The following is a 12,376-nucleotide window of genomic DNA, read 5'->3' as shown; positions in this document are numbered from 1 at the left end:
GTGGTCGCGTGCGGACCGTGACGGGACGTACGGACCGGGTGGTGGTCGTGGGCGCGGGCCTGGGTGGGCTGGCGTGCGCGCTGCACCTGGCCGGCAGCGGCCGGCAGGTGACCGTGCTGGAACGCGAACCGGTGCCGGGCGGCCGGGCCGGGCGGCTCAGCGTCGACGGGTACGAGTTCGACACCGGCCCCACCGTGCTCACCATGCCCGACCTGATCGCCGAGGCGCTCGGCGCGGTCGGCGAGGAACTGCACGACTGGCTCGACCTGACCCCGCTGGACCCCGCCTACCGGGCCTACTACCCGGACGGTTCCACCCTGGACGTGATCACCGACACCGCCCGGATGGCGGCCGAGATCTCCCGGGTCTGCGGACCCCGCGAGGCCGACGGCTACCTGCGGTTCGTCGACTACGCCCGCAACCTGTGGAACTGGGAGCGGGCCGACTTCATCGACCGCAACCTGGACGCCCCGACCGACCTGCTCACCGGCAACCTGCTGAAGTTGCTGGCGAACGGGGCGTTCCGCCGCCTCCAGACCAAGATCAACCAGTTCTTCTCCGATCCCCGCACCCAGCGGATCTTCTCCTTCCAGGCGATGTACGCCGGGCTCGCGCCGCACGACGCGCTGGCCATCTACAGCGTCATCGCGTACCTCGACTCGGTGGCCGGGGTCTATTTCCCGCGCGGCGGCATCCACGCCGTCGCCAGGGGGATGGCCGGCGCGGCCGAGAAGCACGGCGTCCAGATCCGCTACGACACCACTGTCGCCCGGGTGGAGACCGCCAACGGCCGCGCCACCGGCGTGGTCACCGCCGACGGCGAACTGGTCCCGGCCGACGTGGTGGTGCTCAACCCGGACCTGCCGGTCGCCTACCGCGACCTGCTGCCCGGGGGTCGGCAGCGGAAGCTGACCTACTCGCCATCCTGCGTCGTCCTGCACGTCGGATCGACCCAGGGGTATGGGAAGATCGCTCATCACAACATCCATTTCGGACGGTCGTGGAAGGGCACCTTCGACGAGGTGATCGGGCGCGGCGAGCTGATGACCGACCCCTCGCTGCTGGTCACCAACCCGAGCCGGACCGACCCGTCGGTCGCCCCGGCCGGCCGGCACACCTACTACGTGCTGGCCCCGGTGCCCAACCTCGACCGGGCCCCGTTCGACTGGCGGGGTGACCTGAGCCGGCGCTACGCCGACCAGCTCGTCACCACCCTGGAGGAACGCGGGTACGTCGGGTTCGGCGCCGGCATCGAGGTGTTGCGTACGATCACCCCCGCCGAGTGGGAGGAGCAGGGAATGGCCGCCGGTACGCCGTTCGCCGCCGCGCACAGCCTCTTCCAGACCGGGCCGTTCCGCCCGTCCAACCTGCACCGCGGCCTGCCCAACGTGGTCTTCACCGGTTCCGGCACCCAGCCGGGCGTGGGCGTGCCGATGGTGCTGATCTCCGGCAAGCTGGCCGCCAACCGCATCACCGGCGCGGGTCGGTGACCAGGTGAAATCCCGGGAGGGCCACCTCGTCGAGTTGGTCGACGACACCGGTCAGGTGCTCGGTGAGGCCACCGTCGCCGCCGCCCACCAGGCGCCCGGCCAGCTGCACCGGGCCTTCTCGGTGCTGCTGGTCGACCCGGACGGCCGGGTGCTCCTGCAACGACGGGCCGAGGTGAAGACCCGGTTCCCGCTGCGCTGGGCCAACTCCTGCTGCGGGCACCCGCTGCCGGGCGAGTCCCTGGCCGAGGCGGCCAACCGCCGGCTCGCCGAGGAACTGGGCACCGGGCCGGTGTCGCTGACCGGGGTCGGTGTCTACCTCTACTACGCCGAGGACCCGGCCACCGGTCGGGTCGAGTTCGAGTACGACCACGTGCTCCGGGCCGACGTGCCCGTCGACCTGCCTCTCGCACCCGATCCGGACGAGGTGGCCGAGCTGCGCTGGGCTGACCCGACCCGGTTGCTGGCCGAGATCGACGCCGATCCGCGCGCGTACGCCCCCTGGCTCGGCGGGGTGGTGAGCCGGCTGCTCCACCCGGCTCCGGCCGGCCCCGACGCCCCCGCAGGCGGCCCCCGTGCCGCCTCCGCCACCCCGTCCGGCCACCGGGTGGACCACGCGTCGGAGCGGTCGGGTGGCCGATGAGCCGCTGAGCGCAGGGGCCGTGGCACGCCGCCTGGGTGTGGCGGTCACCACGCTGCGCACCTGGCACCAGCGCTACGGCCTCGGCCCCAGCCAGCACGTCCCGGGCCACCACCGGCGCTACACTCCTGCCGACCTGGCCCGCCTGGAGATCATGCGCAAGCTCACCGCCGAGGGGGTAACCCCGGCGGAGGCGGCCCGCTGGGCGAAACAGGGGCCGGTCGTCCCCGGCCCCGGGGTCACCTCCCGGCTACGGGCCGGCAACGGCCGGGACGGCGGCGGGCAGACCATCCCGGTCGGCCGGGCCGGACCGGCGGCCCGGGGACTGGCCCGCGCCGCCATGCGGCTGGACGCGGAAGTGATCAGCGACACGATCTCGCACGCCCTGGCCGCCGACGGGGTCGTCGCCACCTGGGAGGGGTTGCTCCGGCCGGTGCTGGCCGGCATCGGGGAACGGCACGTCGCCACCGCCGGCCTGATCGACGTGGAGCACCTGGTGTCCCGGTGCGTCTCCGAGGCGTTCGCGGCGGTCGCCCGGTCCGGCCGGGCCACCGGACCGGCCCGCATCCTGCTCTCCTGCGCCGACGAGGAGCAGCACACCCTGCCGCTGGAGGCGCTCGCCGCAGCGCTGGCCGAGGCGGGGGTGGCCTACCGGATGCTCGGTGCCCGGGTGCCGGCGGCGGCACTCGTCGAGGCGGTCAACCGGACCGGGCCGGCGGCGGTGGTGGTCTGGTCGCACACCCGGCCGACCGCCGATCCGGCGCAGTTGTCCGCACTGCTCGCGGTGCCCCGCCGGCCGCTGCTGGTGCTCGCCGCCGGGCCGGGCTGGCGGGCCGACACGCTGCCCGCCGGGGTGGTCCGCCCGGTCGACCTGGCCGAGGCGGTTTCGCTCGCGCTGGCCGTACGGGACTCGCTGGACCAGTCGACGGGGGCCGACCGGGCCTGACATATTTCGCTTTCGTGAACTACCGTCGGGGCCGTCCGCGTACCCCATCCCCCGGAGTGACGATGCGTTCACGCCCCGTTCTGGCGGTCGCCCTCGGCCTGCTCCTGCTGGTCGCCGGCTGCGGCGACCAGCACCGGAACGTCCGGCCGGCAGCGGCGCCCGCCCCGACCACCACCGCACCGGAGCCGGCCCACACCCCGTCCCCGAAGCCGTCGCCCACCAAGCCGAAGCCCCGGCTCCGGCCGAAGCCCAAGACGCTCCCCGCCGGGCTGCGCAAGGCGACCGGGGTACGCGCGGTGGCGTTGACCTTCGACGACGGCCCCGACCCGACCTGGACGCCCCGGGTGCTCAACCAGCTGCGGGCGAACAAGGTGAAGGCGACGTTCTGCGTGGTCGGCACCCAGGTGCGCAAGCACCCGGAGCTGGTGGCCCGGATCGTCCGGGAGGGGCACCAGCTCTGCAACCACAGCTGGCACCACGACGTCGACCTGGGCCGCCGGCCGGTCGCCGACATCCGGGCCGACCTGGTGCGCACCAACCAGGCCATCACCAAGGCGGTCCCGGGCGCGAAGGTGCCGTTCTACCGCCAGCCGGGTGGCCGGTGGACGCCGGAGGTGGTGCAGGTCGCCAAGGAACTCGGCATGCGGTCGCTGCACTGGACCGTCGACCCCCAGGACTGGGCGAAGCCCACGTCCGGGGTGATCTCCGGGCGGATCAGGAGTGCCTCCCGCCCCGGTGCGGTGGTGCTGATGCACGACGGCGGGGGCGACCGGAGCCGCACCCTGGGTGCCGTGCCGCAGGTCATCGGCGACCTCAAGCGCCGTTTCGGCATCGCTCCACCTCGCTGACCTGCTGCTTTGCCGGGCCGCACCCCGGCGGGCATACCGGTTTGGTCGACCGCCGGGGCATGGCATATGCTTCTCATGCCTCCGGCGGGGCCGGATGGGAGCAAGTCCGCTTGAAGTTGCGAGTGTGCAATGATGGCGGGGCCGCCCTCATCGTCTAGCGGCCCAGGACGCCGCCCTTTCAAGGCGGTAGCACGGGTTCGAATCCCGTTGGGGGCACGGTCCGGCTCAGCCGGAGGCAACAGAGCAAGGTCCTGTGGAGCAGTTGGAGTGCTCGCCGCCCTGTCAAGGCGGAGGTCGCGGGTTCAAGTCCCGTCAGGACCGCCAGCGCCGACGCCGCGTGTACCAGTGCGCGGCGTTCTGCGTATCGGGGCGAGGCACCCTGTCGGCGGATAACCCGCCCTCCGGGTACCATGTCCCGAAGCACCAGGCCAGGTAGCTCAGTTGGTACGAGCGTCCGACTGAAAATCGGAAGGTCGGCGGTTCGACCCCGCCCCTGGCCACATAGCCTTTCGCCGGGCTACAGAAAACGGTGACCTGCGGAAACGCGGTCACCGTTTTCGTGTATCCGGCCCTGCCCCGGCATCGACCACCGCAGCAGGCGACCCACCCCGGAAGATCCAGCACCCTCGTTGGGTCGCTGGCTGCCCACTGACCGAAAAGAGCCGGTAAGGGGCGCTGCAGAGCGCACCCCCAGCCGGTATGGTCCGGGCCTATGGGGCAGGAGAACGTGAATCCGGAAGGCGTCCGTCAGGACGTCGACCGGTACTCGCTGCGCTCCACGCTCCTCGTCCCCGCCCCCGCCGAGCGGGCGTTCGCGGTCTTCACCGGCTCGTTGGCCGACTGGTGGGTCCGTGAGTACACCTGGTCGGGGCCGGCGGCCCTGGCCGAGCTGGGGATGGAACCCCGGGCCGGCGGCATGCTCTACGAGATCGGCCCGTACGGCTTCCGGGGCGACTGGGGACGGGTGCTCACCTGGGACCCGCCGCGGCGGCTCGTCTTCACCTGGCAGCTCGGCCCCGACCGGGTGCCGGTGCCCGATCCGGCGCGGGCCAGCGAGGTGGAGGTGCTGTTCCTGCCGGACGAGTCGGGGCGGACCCGCATCGAGCTGGAGCACCGCCACTTCGACAGGCACGGTGAGGCCGCCGAGGGCTACCGCGCGGCGTTGACCGCCGGCTGGCACGAGTTGCTCGGCCGCTACCTGGACACCCTCACCCGGGCCGTCCCCGACCCGCGCTGAGCGACGCCACGCGGCCGAGGTCCGCCGGCCCGACCCGGGAGAACCAGGCCGGTCAGCGGGGCGGGCCACCGAGGGGTGTCCGACCGGTCGGGCGGCCGACCGGATCGGGACCGCCGAGGTCGGCCCGGTGGCCGGCCGCCGCGCCCGCGCCGAACCCGGAGCCGGCGAGCCGGCGGGTCGGCGCGGTCCGTAGCCGGGGATAGACCTCGGCGACCCGGCGGGCCACCCGGTCCGAGCGGTCGGCCAGCACCAGCGCGACCGAGGGCGTGCCGCGTTCGGCCGCCGCACCCGCCTCGGCGGCCCGGAGCCGTTCGGCGACCACCCGGGCGAAGCCGGCCAGCCAGGAGCGGCGGAACGCGGCCGGGTGTTCGCCGGAGGGGACCACGGTGCCGGCGAGCCCGTGCGCGGCCTGCACCAGCAACGAGGTGAAGAGCAGGTCGACCCGTTCCAGGTCGCTGGCGAAGCCGAACAGGTGCAGCACGAACCCGCTGCCGTCGGGTCGGCGTACGCAGCGGCAGCGCAGCGGGTCGGCCACCGCGGCGAGCAGCCCGGCCTTGTCCCTGGCGTACGGGGCGACGACGTCGACCACCCGGTCGCCGACCGGGTCGGTGGTCGGGTCGCGGGCGGCCAGCAGGGCCCGGTCGACGCCGTACCGGGCGATCAACTCGGTGGCCTTGGCGGTGAACGCGGCCGACTCGGCGGCGGTGCAGGCCGGGTCCTCGGCCTGGGCCAGGAGCTTGCGCACCTTGCTGAGCATCGCCTCGGACATGCGTCACTGGTACCACAGAAGGTTCACCGGTCTGTCACAGCGGGATCGGAGATCGACAGATATCATCGCCACTCACCGCGCCCTGTCCACGACACAGGGTCCGTCCTCTTCCCTGGAGGCACCACCATGGCATCCCGGACCGCCCGCCTGACAGCGATCGTCGCCACCCTGCCCCTGCTCTGGTACGGCGCACCCGCGCACGCCGCGCCGGAGACGAACCTCTTCGCGTCGGCCGCCACCTGCTACGGCGGGGCGGTCCGCTCATACTTCCAGGTCGGCGGGTGGGGTGGAGACGCCGGGCCCTACAAGGCGAGCACCAGGTGCCAGGACGTCAACGTCAAGAACAGCAGCGAGTTCGGCACCGAGGCGTGCGTGGTCTTCATCGACAAGACCAGCAAGTGCAACTACCTCACCTACCTGCCGGCGAAGTCGGACTGGATCACCGTCGCCACCAACGTGCGCGACGGCGCGAACTTCAAGGTCCGCTTCTCCAACCTGCGCTACGAGTACGAGCCGCTGGTGGCGTACCACGCGTACTGAACCCTGCCGTCGGCCCTGCCGCCGTGGGGACGGGCGGTGGGGCCGGGCGGGTCAGCCGGCCCGGCTGCGCAGCGTCGCCACCGCCGAGCCGGCGAGGGTGAGCAGGCAGTCCGGCAGTTGCCCGTCGGCGACCGCCGCCCCGAACAGCGCCTCGCCGGTGTCGGCGTCGTGGTTGGCGTACGCGCTGACGAACCGGGCCACCCAGCGGGTGTCGTACCCTGCCTCGTCGATGCCGGGGAAGTCCAACGCGCAGCTGCCGGGCGGCGGCGGGTCACCGACCATCGTCGCGGCCAGGGTCCAGGCGACCGTGTACGCCCCGGCGAGCCCCGACCGGTCCACCACGGCGTCGAATGTGCCGACCACGGCTTCGCCGTCCCCGTTCAGCGCCGAATGGAGTACGGCGGTAGCGTCGGCGAGCGTCTGATCCGGTACGTCGGTCACCTGCGGCACAGTAGGACGCCAGGTCAAGCGGGCGGACCCCGGAAACGGTGACCACCTGCCGGCACAGCGTAACGGAGCGTGCGTTGCACTGTCGGGCCGGCGACGGGGGCCGCCTCCCTGCTCCCACGGCCCCTGCCGGCACGCTATGGTGCGCACCGGACCTGCGCCGGAGGAAGGACCACCATGCTCGTAACCCGCGGCCCGCGCGCGGCCATCCTGGCGGCCTGTGCGTCGTTGCTGCTCGCCGTCAGCGCGTGTGGAACGACCGACAAGCCCGAGGAGGCGGCCACTCCGCAGGTGCGTCTGTACGGCACCGACGGCAACATGCAGAACTCCTTCGCCGCCGAGTTGAAGGACCGGGCCGACCTCGTCGACGGCATGAAGGGCACCACCCCGCTCACGCCGCTCAGCGACGACTTCAAGCAGCGGCTCCGTACCGTCGACTCGAAGCTGACCGACTACCTCTATGCGGCGGAGTCGTACGACGCGGTCATGATCAGCGCGCTGGCCGCCCAGCTCGCCGGCAGCACCGATCCGGCCGACATCGCCAAGCAGATCGTCGGGGTGACCACCAACGGCCAGCGCTGCACCGACGCGGCGAGCTGCCTGGCCCTGGCCCGGGACGGTCAGGACATCGAATACCGTGGCCCGTCGCTGAACCGGGCCGGCTTCACCGATCTCGGGGAGCCGGCCACCGCCAGCTACGCCACCCTGCACTTCGACAACCAGAAGATCAACGACGCGAAGACCGAGTTCGTCGGTGCCGGGGACGAGTCCGGGGTCAGCACCAAGGCCGCACCGAAGGCGAAGAAGCAGCGGGGCGGGGGCAACGACCGCAGCGACGGCTCCCCGCTGATCATCGGCGGCCTGCTGCCCAAGACCGGCGACCTGGCCCTGGCCTATCCGCCGCTGGCCGCCGGCGTGGCGCTGGCGATCAAGGAGATCAACGCCGCGGGTGGGGTGCTCGGTGATCCGGTGACCTGGTTCGACGGTGATGACGGCACCAACCCGGCCGTGGCCAAGGCCACCGTGGCCTCGCACGTCAAGAACAAGGTGCAGGTCATCATCGGGGCCGCCGCGTCCGGGATCTCCGCCGCCGTGTTGCCTGACGTGGTGGCGGCCGGCAAGATCCTCTTCTCGCCATCCAACACCGACGCGGGGTTGAGCCAGGCCGACGACAAGGGCCTCTACTTCCGGACCGCGCCGCCGGACAGCCTCCAGGGCCGGGCGCTGGCCGACGTGATCCTCCGCGACGGCCCGCACAAGATCGTGGTGGTCGCCCGTAAGGACTCCTACGGCGAGGGCCTCCAGGAGACCGTCCGCGCCGAGCTGGAGCGGGCCGGCTTCGGCAACGACCGGGTGAAGCTGCTCACCTACGAGCCGCCGGCCGACGCCAAGGCCCCGCCCGTCGACTTCGGCAGCCTGGCCGGCGAGATCAAGAACTACCAGCCGGAGGCGGTCCTGGTCATCGGCTTCGGTGAGTCCGCCGGGCTGATCAAGGCGCTGGCCGACGCGGGCGTGCCGATCCGCCACTGACACCGGCGGGGGCGGCACCGGTCCGGTGCCGCCCCCGCTCCCGGCTCACCGGGGCCGGCGACGCTCCAGGAACTCGGTCATCCGGCGGTGCTTCTCCTCGTCCTCGAAGAGCACCGCCTGGCTGACCAGGTCGAGCTGCGGGTGGGCACCGGGCGGGGCGTCCACCGCGAGCTTGGTCAGCCGCAGCGCCAGCGCGGAACCCTTCGCCATCTCGTCGAGCAGCCCGTGTGCCGTGGGCAGCAGCTCGGCCGGCTCGGCCACCACCCGGTTGACCAGGCCGATCCGCAGCGCCTCGTCGGCGTCCACCCGGCGGCCGGTGAAGAGCAGTTCCTTGGCCCGGCCCTCACCGACCAGGGCCGGCAACCGGTGGGTCGCCCCCGCGCCGGCCAGGATGCCCAGCCGCACCTCCGGCTGGCCGAAGACCGCCCGTGCCGTGCACACCCGCAGGTCGCAGGCGTACGCCAGTTCCGCGCCGCCGCCCAGCGCGGGGCCGTCCACCGCCGCCACGCTCGGCATCGGCAGCGCCCGCAGCCGGGCGAAGGCGGCCGAGTTGATCGCGGCGAGCGCGTCCAGCCGGCCCCGCTCGCGGAGTTGACCGATGTCGGCCCCGCCGGCGAAGAGCCCGTCGGTGCCGCCGGTGAGCAGCAGCAGCCGGGGCCGGGCCTCCAGCGCGGCGCAGACGTCGTGCAGCGCGCCGATCAGGTCGGCGTCGATGGCGTTGCGTTTCTCCGGCCGGTCCAGCGTCACCACCACCCGGTCGGGCAGCTCCTGCACCCGTAGCCCGCTCACTGCCGGCGACCGTCCTTCCACACGTAGAAGCCCTGGCCGGACTTCTTGCCGAGTTTTCCGGCGGCGACCATCTCGACCAGCAGCGGGGGCGGGGCGAACCGGTCACCGTAGGCGGCCTGGAGGGTACGGGCGATGTCCAGCCGCACGTCGAGCCCGACGAGGTCGGTCAGCTCCAACGGGCCGACCGGGTGCCGGTAGCCGAGCACCATCGCCTTGTCCACGTCGGCCGGTGCGGCCACCCCGTCGGCGACCATCCGGATCGCCTCCAGGCCGAGGGTCACCCCGAGCCGGGAGGTGGCGAAGCCGGGCAGGTCGCGTACGACGACGGGGTCCTTGCCCAGCCGACCGGCGAGCGCGACCGCCGCCGCGGTGGTCTCCGGCGCGGTGGCCGCGCCGACCACCACCTCCAGCAGGGTCATCGCCCAGACCGGGTTGAAGAAGTGCAATCCGAGGAAGGACTCCGGCCGGGCCAGCCCCTGCGCCAGCTCACCGATGGGGATGCTGGAGGTGTTGCTGCCCAGCAGCGCCGGGCGCAGCCGTTCGGCCTCGGCGAGCACCGACCGCTTCAGGTCGGGCCGCTCGGGCACCGCCTCGACGATCACCTCCGGTGCCGGGGCGACCTCGGCGAGCGCGCCGCGCAGGGTGATCCGGGCCCGCTGCGCGGCAGCCTCGTCGGCAGCGAGCTTCCCGCGCTGCACCGCCCGTTCACACAGCTCGTCGAGGCGGACGGCGGCGGCCTCGGCCCGCCCCCGGTCCACCTCGACCAGTTCGACCGGGTAGCCCGCGCCGGCCGCCACGTAGGCGATGCCGAGCCCCATCGTGCCGGCCCCGACGACGACAAGACGACTCATGGACGCTCCCTCACTGCGTACGGCGGCGTGCGGGGTCTCCGGCACGCCCTGCCGCTCGCTCCGCTGGCTCATGGGTGCGACCCTATGCAGCACCGTTCCCGGCGGCATGCGTGGGGGACCGCCGCACCGGGTACTGACGGCCCAACGTCAAGGGAAGGAACCAGTCGACATGAGCCAGGCACCGGAGACCGTGGACAGCGGCACCACCGACGGCACGGCGGTCGTGGAGACGCGCGGCGACGAGCGCGTCGACCTGCTCCGCGCCGACACCAACAACGACGGCAAGACCGACGTGTGGGTGGTGGACACCGACGGCGACGGCCGGGCGGACCTGTTCCAGTTCGACACCGACGGCGACGGCAAGGTCGACATCACCATGGTCGACCTCGACGAGGACGGCACCCCGGACGAGGTGGTCGACGGCGACGGTGGCCTCCCCCCGGAGCAGCTCCCGCCGACCGTCCAGGTCTGACCGGAGGGCGGGGGGCCCGACCGGGCCCCCGCTCACCTGCCACGCAACCGAAGGGTGGCCAGGTAGTACGGGGCGTCGCGGTCGTCCACGTCGGTCAGCTGCCACGGGGTGCCCCGGACCAGCTCGGCCAGTTCCTCGGCGGAGCACACCAGGTAGTCGAACCACTCGGTGCCCAGTTCGCGGTAGCGCAGCCGCAGCCGCAGTTGCCCGCCGAGTCGACCCCGCCGCCGGTTCCGCTCGTGGTAGCCGGTGTGCACCGGATCCGTGGTGCCGTACGGGTCGGTGCCGTGTGCGATGACCTGCGCGCCGGGCCGGGCCAGGGCGGCCAGCGCGGCGAGGAACGCCGGGGCCCGCTCCCGCCCCTCGAACAGCCCCAGGTTGTTGCCGAGCAGCAGGAACGTGTCGTAGCGCCGGCCGTCGGCGACGTGCTCGTCGACGGTGCCGAGGACGAGGTCCCGGACCCCCCGGTGCCGGCTGACCCGCAGCGCCCCCGGTGAGGTGTCCAGCCCGGTCACCGGGATGCCGCGCTCCTGGAGCAGCAGCGCGATCCGCCCGCCGCCCACCCCGACGTCCAGGGTGGCACCCCGGGTCCGGTCCACGGCCCGGTGGTCGTACGGCTGCCAGTGTTCCGGCCCGTCCAGGTAGTGCGCGGCGGGGGCCCCGTTGACCAGTCCGTCGTCCCGTTCGATGATCTCGATGACCGGTCGGGGCAGCCGCCCGCCGACCAGCGGCCGGGGGCCGATCCCGGTGTGCACCGCGTACGCGTCGCGCAGCAGTTCGCCGAACACGTCGCCGAGTCGAGGTTCTCCGCTCACGACCTGCACGCTATCCGGGTCCGGCCGCCGTATCCTGGGCGGCGTGACCGACCTGGACCGCCTGGCGGCGGAGAAGTACGTCCTGCTGACGACGTTCCGCAAGGACGGCCGTGCGGTGTCCACCCCGGTCTGGGCGGTCCGCGACGACGACACGCTGGCGGTCTGGACGGTCGCCGACTCGGGCAAGGTCAAGCGGATCAGGCGGGACGGCACGGTGACGGTGGCCCCGTGCGACGTGCGCGGCCGTCCGCTGGGTGAGGCGGTGCCGGGTCACGCGGTGCTCTGCGGCCCGCAGGAGAGCGGCCGGGTACGCGACCTGCTCAAGCGCAAGTACCGGCTGCTGGGGCGGTTGACCCTGCTCGGCAGCCGGCTGCGCCGGGGCGAGGCGGGCACCGTCGGCATCCGGATCAGCCTGACCGCTCCGCCCGGGTGACCGGGTGCCGGCCGCGCCGGTGGCACTGCCCGGGGGTGGAGAACGACTCAGGGGCGGTGGTACGTCGCTGCTGCGACGTCCGCCCGCCCCTGAGGTCCGTAACGTTCTGACCGGGTCAGTCCCCCTGGCGCTGCTGGGGGATCTGGCCCTGTAGCAACGCCCGCACCTCCGACTCACGGTACCGACGGTGTCCGCCCAGGGTTCGGATCGCGCTGAGCTTCCCCGCCTTGGCCCACCGGGTCACCGTCTTCGGGTCGACACGGAACATCGACGCCACCTCGGCCGGCGTGAGTAGCGGCTCTGGTTCGTGCGTTCGCGATGCCATCGGTCACTCCTCCACATGGATAGACATCGGCCGGGGTCCCGCCGGCCGACGCGTCTCCCATGGTCCGGCTAGTCCCCGATGTCCGACATGGGCCGAACGGCCGAAGGTCCCTAGACGGACGGATGAACCATGCCCGATTTATCTGACTTTTACACGGCAGAAAGTACCTTATTCGGACTCATGATCACGGTTCGTGATGCGTCAACTACGAGTATGACTCATAATTGACAGGAGGAATGGGCGATAT

The 12,376-nt window shown here is 72.8% G+C and carries 15 protein-coding genes and 3 tRNA genes; 12 read left to right on the top strand and 6 right to left on the bottom strand.

Going from position 1 to position 12,376, the window contains the following annotated elements; genetic code table 11:
- The first annotated feature begins 8 nt into the window (after positions 1 to 8).
- The 8 genes from crtI (at position 9) to JQN84_RS12550 (ending at position 5,158) form a co-directional block, all read left to right on the top strand.
- Positions 9 to 1,490 carry a phytoene desaturase family protein gene (crtI, locus tag JQN84_RS12585; RefSeq protein WP_204958545.1) on the top strand — a complete coding sequence of 494 codons (1,482 nt, stop codon included), beginning with the start codon at positions 9 to 11 and terminating at the stop codon, positions 1,488 to 1,490.
- A 4-nt stretch (positions 1,491 to 1,494) separates the two neighbouring features.
- Entirely contained in the window at positions 1,495 to 2,130 is a 636-nt protein-coding gene (gene idi, locus JQN84_RS12580; RefSeq protein ID WP_204958544.1) for an isopentenyl-diphosphate Delta-isomerase, read from the top strand.
- Positions 2,120 to 3,073 (top strand): MerR family transcriptional regulator, encoded by a 954-nt coding sequence (locus tag JQN84_RS12575; RefSeq protein WP_204958543.1) that lies wholly within the window; start codon positions 2,120 to 2,122, stop codon positions 3,071 to 3,073. Before idi ends, JQN84_RS12575 begins: the two co-directional genes overlap by 11 nt.
- Before the next feature lie 62 nt (positions 3,074 to 3,135).
- The gene (locus tag JQN84_RS12570) at positions 3,136 to 3,921 is read left to right on the top strand and encodes a polysaccharide deacetylase family protein (protein WP_204958542.1); all 786 of its coding nucleotides are present in this window, start codon (positions 3,136 to 3,138) and stop codon (positions 3,919 to 3,921) included.
- A 143-nt stretch (positions 3,922 to 4,064) separates the two neighbouring features.
- Positions 4,065 to 4,137, top strand: a tRNA-Glu gene (locus JQN84_RS12565).
- Between the two features lie 31 nt (positions 4,138 to 4,168).
- Positions 4,169 to 4,245 (top strand) — tRNA-Asp (locus tag JQN84_RS12560).
- A gap of 102 nt (positions 4,246 to 4,347) precedes the next feature.
- Positions 4,348 to 4,421: transfer RNA gene (locus tag JQN84_RS12555), tRNA-Phe, on the top strand.
- A 212-nt stretch (positions 4,422 to 4,633) separates the two neighbouring features.
- The gene (locus tag JQN84_RS12550; protein WP_204958541.1) at positions 4,634 to 5,158 is read left to right on the top strand and encodes an SRPBCC family protein; all 525 of its coding nucleotides are present in this window, start codon (positions 4,634 to 4,636) and stop codon (positions 5,156 to 5,158) included.
- A 52-nt stretch (positions 5,159 to 5,210) separates the two neighbouring features.
- Here JQN84_RS12550 and JQN84_RS12545 read toward each other — a convergent pair whose 3' ends face one another.
- Positions 5,211 to 5,927 carry a DUF2786 domain-containing protein gene (locus JQN84_RS12545; protein WP_204958540.1) on the bottom strand — a complete coding sequence of 239 codons (717 nt, stop codon included), beginning with the start codon at positions 5,925 to 5,927 and terminating at the stop codon, positions 5,211 to 5,213.
- Positions 5,928 to 6,053: 126 nt separating this feature from the next.
- Between JQN84_RS12545 and JQN84_RS12540 the strand changes: the two genes are divergently transcribed.
- Positions 6,054 to 6,467, top strand: coding sequence for a hypothetical protein (locus JQN84_RS12540; protein WP_204958539.1), 414 nt, complete (start codon positions 6,054 to 6,056; stop codon positions 6,465 to 6,467).
- A 51-nt stretch (positions 6,468 to 6,518) separates the two neighbouring features.
- Here JQN84_RS12540 and JQN84_RS12535 read toward each other — a convergent pair whose 3' ends face one another.
- Complete coding sequence (locus JQN84_RS12535) at positions 6,519 to 6,908, bottom strand: hypothetical protein (protein ID WP_204958538.1); 390 nt, start codon at positions 6,906 to 6,908, stop codon at positions 6,519 to 6,521.
- A gap of 183 nt (positions 6,909 to 7,091) precedes the next feature.
- Between JQN84_RS12535 and JQN84_RS12530 the strand changes: the two genes are divergently transcribed.
- On the top strand, positions 7,092 to 8,444 hold the full coding sequence (locus JQN84_RS12530) for an ABC transporter substrate-binding protein (protein ID WP_204958537.1): 1,353 nt from the start codon (positions 7,092 to 7,094) through the stop codon (positions 8,442 to 8,444).
- A gap of 45 nt (positions 8,445 to 8,489) precedes the next feature.
- On the opposite strand, the gene JQN84_RS12525 is transcribed toward JQN84_RS12530, so the two are convergent.
- Positions 8,490 to 9,233, bottom strand: a complete 744-nt coding sequence (locus tag JQN84_RS12525; RefSeq protein ID WP_204958536.1) for an enoyl-CoA hydratase/isomerase family protein — start codon at positions 9,231 to 9,233, stop codon at positions 8,490 to 8,492.
- Entirely contained in the window at positions 9,230 to 10,084 is an 855-nt protein-coding gene (locus JQN84_RS12520; RefSeq protein ID WP_204958947.1) for a 3-hydroxyacyl-CoA dehydrogenase family protein, read from the bottom strand. The genes JQN84_RS12525 and JQN84_RS12520 overlap by 4 nt, the downstream gene beginning before the upstream one ends.
- A gap of 169 nt (positions 10,085 to 10,253) precedes the next feature.
- On the opposite strand from JQN84_RS12520, the gene JQN84_RS12515 reads away from it, so the two are divergent.
- Positions 10,254 to 10,556, top strand: a complete 303-nt coding sequence (locus JQN84_RS12515; protein ID WP_204958535.1) for a hypothetical protein — start codon at positions 10,254 to 10,256, stop codon at positions 10,554 to 10,556.
- A 32-nt stretch (positions 10,557 to 10,588) separates the two neighbouring features.
- On the opposite strand, the gene JQN84_RS12510 is transcribed toward JQN84_RS12515, so the two are convergent.
- Complete coding sequence (locus tag JQN84_RS12510) at positions 10,589 to 11,371, bottom strand: class I SAM-dependent methyltransferase (protein WP_204958534.1); 783 nt, start codon at positions 11,369 to 11,371, stop codon at positions 10,589 to 10,591.
- A 43-nt stretch (positions 11,372 to 11,414) separates the two neighbouring features.
- Here JQN84_RS12510 and JQN84_RS12505 point away from each other — a divergent pair, with 43 nt between their 5' ends.
- Positions 11,415 to 11,804 (top strand): PPOX class F420-dependent oxidoreductase, encoded by a 390-nt coding sequence (locus JQN84_RS12505; RefSeq protein ID WP_204958533.1) that lies wholly within the window; start codon positions 11,415 to 11,417, stop codon positions 11,802 to 11,804.
- A gap of 115 nt (positions 11,805 to 11,919) precedes the next feature.
- Here the strand turns inward: JQN84_RS12505 and JQN84_RS12500 are convergent, their stop codons facing one another.
- Positions 11,920 to 12,129, bottom strand: a complete 210-nt coding sequence (locus JQN84_RS12500) for a BldC family transcriptional regulator (protein WP_007073996.1) — start codon at positions 12,127 to 12,129, stop codon at positions 11,920 to 11,922.
- Positions 12,130 to 12,376: the final 247 nt, after the last annotated feature.

The organism is Micromonospora humidisoli (assembly GCF_016900955.1).
GTDB lineage: Bacteria > Actinomycetota > Actinomycetes > Mycobacteriales > Micromonosporaceae > Micromonospora > Micromonospora wenchangensis.
This window is presented reverse-complemented; position numbering and strand designations above follow the sequence as displayed.

Excerpts from the sequence above, each read along its gene's own strand:
- JQN84_RS12570 (WP_204958542.1), top strand. The coding sequence starts at position 3,136 with ATGCGTTCACGCCCCGTTCTGGCGGTCGCCCTCGGCCTGCTCCTGCTG.
- JQN84_RS12550 (WP_204958541.1), top strand. The coding sequence starts at position 4,634 with ATGGGGCAGGAGAACGTGAATCCGGAAGGCGTCCGTCAGGACGTCGAC.
- JQN84_RS12545 (WP_204958540.1), bottom strand. The coding sequence starts at position 5,927 with ATGTCCGAGGCGATGCTCAGCAAGGTGCGCAAGCTCCTGGCCCAGGCC.
- JQN84_RS12540 (WP_204958539.1), top strand. The coding sequence starts at position 6,054 with ATGGCATCCCGGACCGCCCGCCTGACAGCGATCGTCGCCACCCTGCCC.
- JQN84_RS12530 (WP_204958537.1), top strand. The coding sequence starts at position 7,092 with ATGCTCGTAACCCGCGGCCCGCGCGCGGCCATCCTGGCGGCCTGTGCG.
- JQN84_RS12520 (WP_204958947.1), bottom strand. The coding sequence starts at position 10,084 with ATGAGTCGTCTTGTCGTCGTCGGGGCCGGCACGATGGGGCTCGGCATC.
- JQN84_RS12515 (WP_204958535.1), top strand. The coding sequence starts at position 10,254 with ATGAGCCAGGCACCGGAGACCGTGGACAGCGGCACCACCGACGGCACG.
- JQN84_RS12500 (WP_007073996.1), bottom strand. The coding sequence starts at position 12,129 with ATGGCATCGCGAACGCACGAACCAGAGCCGCTACTCACGCCGGCCGAG.